This is a genomic window from Bacillus timonensis, assembly GCF_000285535.1.
In the GTDB taxonomy this organism is placed as follows: Bacteria; Bacillota; Bacilli; order Bacillales; family Bacillaceae_L; genus Ferdinandcohnia; species Ferdinandcohnia timonensis.
The window spans coordinates 434,152-438,219 of sequence record NZ_HE610985.1 but is presented as its reverse complement, the minus strand read 5'-3'; the positions used below and the strand labels follow the sequence as shown (position 1 = coordinate 438,219).

Below are 4,068 nucleotides of genomic sequence, written 5' to 3'. Positions count from 1 at the left end.
TTCAAATAAAGATACAAGATAGTTTATATCATTCATGTTAGGCTTCCCTTTTCCTTTTTTCCTTTATTGTATCTCATGTCCTATTTATAGCAATATAAAAATACCATCTTTTCTATGTAAAATACGTACGAAAAGATGGTATTATCCTCTATTTATTGCATTTTAATAGGAGTAACAACTGCAAATAGGTTTTCAGTTGGATTGTTCAGGTTGACTTCAATTACCTTGTACCCTTCTTTGTCCTTGTAATCATTTGTAACTGGTGTTTTAATCCCGTTGCTCATTTTCCGTACTTCCCTTCTAACTTATTTCTCACACAGTAGGTAGTATATGATGGGAAATCGAAAATGTGCTTCATTATGAAAAAAATTTTTAAGATGAAGTAATGTTTGGCCATTGATAAGTTCTTAATAACAGCCTTTTTATATATATTGTATGAGTAGAATCTATTTTTATAGAAAGGTGGTACTCACTTTGATTGAAAACATATTTTATACCCAAGAGTTTCATGGTCCCTATGAACTTTATAATTTAGGAGATTTTACATTAGAGGAAGGCGGAGTTATCCCGAATTGCCAACTAGCATATTCAACCTTCGGAAAATTAAATGAAGAGAAGGATAATATGATAGTCATTCCTACATGGTTTTCCGGAACAAACAAGGCATATGAACCATATATTGGTGAAGGAAGAGCACTAGATCCTACTAAATACTTTCTTGTTATCATTAACCAAATTGGCAATGGTATATCTAGTTCCCCACACAACAGTCCCGCTCCGATTAGTATGTCGAATTTTCCGAAGGTCAGAATTGGTGATGACGTGCGTGCTCAATATCAGTTCCTTACTGAAAAATATGGTATTGCTGAAGTTGCGTTGGTTGTAGGAGGTTCAATGGGAGCTCAACAGACCTACGAATGGGCCGTGAGATATCCTGATATGGTCAAACGCGCTGCACCTATTGCTGGAACGGCAAAGAATACATCACATGATTTCATCTTTACGGATACATTAATAGATGCTATTACATCAGACCCAGGCTGGAATAATGGAAACTATCAATCTGTTACAGAGGTTGTCGATGGATTAAATAGACATGCAAAAATATGGGCGGTGATGGGGCTAAGCACAGAATTTTATAAGCAAGAAAAATGGCGCTTATTTGATGTTCATTCTGTCGATGAGTTTGTAAATAGCTTTTTACAGCCTCTTTTTGCGGCTATGGATCCAAATGCATTACTAATAATGGCATGGAAGTGGCAACGAGGGGATGTAAGTAGAATGACAAACGGAAATCTTGTAGAGGCGCTTGGAAGCATTAAAGCAAAAACATTTGTTATGCCTATTGATGAAGATATGTTTTTTCCCCCACGAGATTGTGAAGCTGAACAAAAAATGATACCAAACAGTGAACTACGGGTGATTAACAGCATATGCGGACATTTTGGTTTGTTTGGTGCGGATGGTCCAGCCTATTTTGAACAGATTGACATGCATCTTAAAGAACTTCTTGCCACACCTGTATAATAAAATCAATTTTATTCTTTGGCCATCTACCAGTAGATGGCTTTTTTTATGTAACATGTGTAAAACCATTTGGAAAAAGACATATTAGAATAATAATTGCTTTTGAAAGGATGGTAATGGATGGAAAAGAATGAACATCTGAAGAACCAAGTTCTTTATATCACGAATCCAGCTTATGATGCATTACAGTCAGAAAATCTTCTGGATGCAAAAGACAATAAAAATCACCCCGAACATTTAGATCAAACAGATATAGAAAAGTAATTGAAAAAAGGAGAACCATACAGACAATGTTCTCCTTTAAGTTCATTAATCGATTGGTGTAATTTCTACATTTAAGACACCAACACTTGGGGATGCCCCTAATGCTTCAAACGCTCTTCGGTGAAGGTTGATTCGATTTGATGGGTATTTCTTCACTTGATCGACGACTGTTACAATAACTTCTTGATGCGGGACAAACGAAACATTTCGAATCCGTAATTGCTGACCACATTTAAAAGGGCTATTTTCTCCTACCGCAGCCGTCATGTTGTTATCGTAGGACCAACCCAGTTCACATTTTGTTGGTGTTCCGCCCCATGTCCATGTAGCTTTACCTAAAATCGTTTCAGGATTTCGATTCCAATCCCAACCGTAGTTAGGTACTGGGGACATTGGTACGAATTGCTGGTAATAATACGCATCATACATGTTCCGTGGTTCTAAGTATCCGTGACAATAAGGGCAGTAAAAACCAGACGTTTGTCTTGTCATCTCTCTCCTTCTCCTTTGAAACCAGTATTTTCTAATTACTTCGTCTACTTAAATGTATGTAAAACGACTATTAATGGTTCCTGAAAGAATTATACTTTGGGTATCTAGAGAGGAGATGTTGAAAAAGCCGATTTTGTTTTTAGTCTTGTAAACGAAATAAACCAAGTAGATCTGATTTATTCGTAACCAGGTCCTCTAATGTATATCCATTTAACACATTAATGAACGCTTGTAATGCTTCGTTGAGAGCAAATTTTAGTTTGCAGGAAGGTGAGATTGCGCAATAACCTCCTCCCTCTTTAAAGCAATCAACGATATTGAAGTCATCTTCTGTATTTGAAACTACTTCACCGATATTAATATCTTTCGGATGCCTAGCAAGTCTGAAGCCTCCATTGCGTCCACGGATTGTAACGATATATTCGAGTTTTCCTAAATGATGAATAATCTTCATTAAATGGTTTTTTGATATATTATAAGCTTCTGCAATTTCTTGTATGGTTGTTAATTCTTCCTCTTTTTTTAAAGCCAAATACATTAATACACGTAATGAGTAATCTGTATAATTTGTTAACTTCATAATAAAAAACTCCTTACATTGATGAGTTCTCAATAAGTATAGCACGGAAGTCTTTTTTTACCGTAAATGTGACAACTTTTCAAAAGATGTATTCAAAGGGTATCTTTTATTTACACTGTCATTATATTATAAACATGTATTTAAAATATTTGTTTTAGAAAGGACGTTATGTAATGCTAAATCAAAAAACAATTGAAATCGTGAAAAGCACAGTTCCAGTTCTAGAAAAATACGGAAAAGATATTACGACTCATTTTTACAAACGTATGTTTAAAAATAATCCTGAACTATTAAATATTTTCAACCATGCAAACCAAAGACAAGGTCGTCAACAAACTGCTTTAGCAAATGCAGTATATGCTGCCGCTGCTCATATTGATAATTTAGAAGCCATTATTCCTGTTGTAAAGCAAATTGGTCAAAAACACCGTGCATTAGGAATTCAACCAGAACATTATCCAATCGTAGGTGAAAATCTTCTAGGTGCAATTAAAGAAGTGTTAGGCGATGCAGCAACTGATGAAATAATCAACGCATGGGCGGAAGCATACGGTGCCATTGCAGATGCATTCATCGGTGTAGAAAAAGAAATGTATAAAGAAGCAAAGGAACAGCCTGGTGGATGGGAAGGCTTCAGAAACTTTGTTGTTGAACGTAAGGTAAAAGAAAGTGAAGTTATTACATCCTTCTACTTAAAGCCTGAGGATGGAAAAGAAATTGCATCTTATCAAGCTGGTCAATACTTAACTGTAAAAGTTCAGCCTGAAGGTGATGAATATACACATATCCGTCATTATAGTTTGTCAGATGCACCTGGAAAAGATTATTATAGAATCAGTGTTAAACGTGAAGAACATGGTGTCGTTTCAAATTACCTACATCAACAAGTAAACGAAGGCGAGATCATTACAATAAGTGCTCCAGCTGGAGACTTTGTTCTTGAATCAAAAGAAACGCCTGCTATTTTAATTAGCGGTGGTGTTGGATTAACACCAATGGTAAGCATGCTAAATACTATTGTAGAACAGCAGCCTGAACGTGAAGTTATGTTCATCCATGGTGCTCTTAATAGCGAAGTTCATGCATTAAAAGATGAAGTTGCAGCACTTGCATCAAAACATGATAATGTAAAGAATTTCGTTCCATATTCTTCGCCTAATGAGCAAGACCGTCAAGACATGAATTTTGATAAAGAAGGCTTTATT

General features: G+C 35.7%; 6 protein-coding genes. 3 read left to right on the top strand and 3 right to left on the bottom strand.

Annotated features, from left to right (window positions below; genetic code table 11):
- Window positions 1–152: 152 nt before the first annotated feature.
- Window positions 153–284 carry a hypothetical protein gene (locus BTHG_RS27600; RefSeq protein ID WP_269719481.1) on the bottom strand — a complete coding sequence of 44 codons (132 nt, stop codon included), beginning with the start codon at window positions 282–284 and terminating at the stop codon, window positions 153–155.
- 190 nt (window positions 285–474) lie between these two features.
- Between BTHG_RS27600 and BTHG_RS02505 the strand changes: the two genes are divergently transcribed.
- Together BTHG_RS02505 and BTHG_RS26625 are read left to right on the top strand one after the other, a co-directional pair.
- Window positions 475–1,527 (top strand): alpha/beta fold hydrolase, encoded by a 1,053-nt coding sequence (locus tag BTHG_RS02505; protein WP_010281938.1) that lies wholly within the window; start codon window positions 475–477, stop codon window positions 1,525–1,527.
- A gap of 120 nt (window positions 1,528–1,647) precedes the next feature.
- Complete coding sequence (locus BTHG_RS26625) at window positions 1,648–1,791, top strand: hypothetical protein (protein WP_157256103.1); 144 nt, start codon at window positions 1,648–1,650, stop codon at window positions 1,789–1,791.
- A 45-nt stretch (window positions 1,792–1,836) separates the two neighbouring features.
- Here the strand turns inward: BTHG_RS26625 and BTHG_RS24115 are convergent, their stop codons facing one another.
- Window positions 1,837–2,283 carry an RlpA-like double-psi beta-barrel domain-containing protein gene (locus BTHG_RS24115; RefSeq protein ID WP_010281937.1) on the bottom strand — a complete coding sequence of 149 codons (447 nt, stop codon included), beginning with the start codon at window positions 2,281–2,283 and terminating at the stop codon, window positions 1,837–1,839.
- A 139-nt stretch (window positions 2,284–2,422) separates the two neighbouring features.
- Window positions 2,423–2,863 (bottom strand): RrF2 family transcriptional regulator, encoded by a 441-nt coding sequence (locus tag BTHG_RS02490; protein ID WP_010281936.1) that lies wholly within the window; start codon window positions 2,861–2,863, stop codon window positions 2,423–2,425.
- 173 nt (window positions 2,864–3,036) lie between these two features.
- On the opposite strand from BTHG_RS02490, the gene hmpA reads away from it, so the two are divergent.
- Window positions 3,037–4,068: NO-inducible flavohemoprotein (hmpA, locus tag BTHG_RS02485; RefSeq protein WP_010281935.1), on the top strand; the 1,032-nt coding region annotated here is incomplete at its 3' end.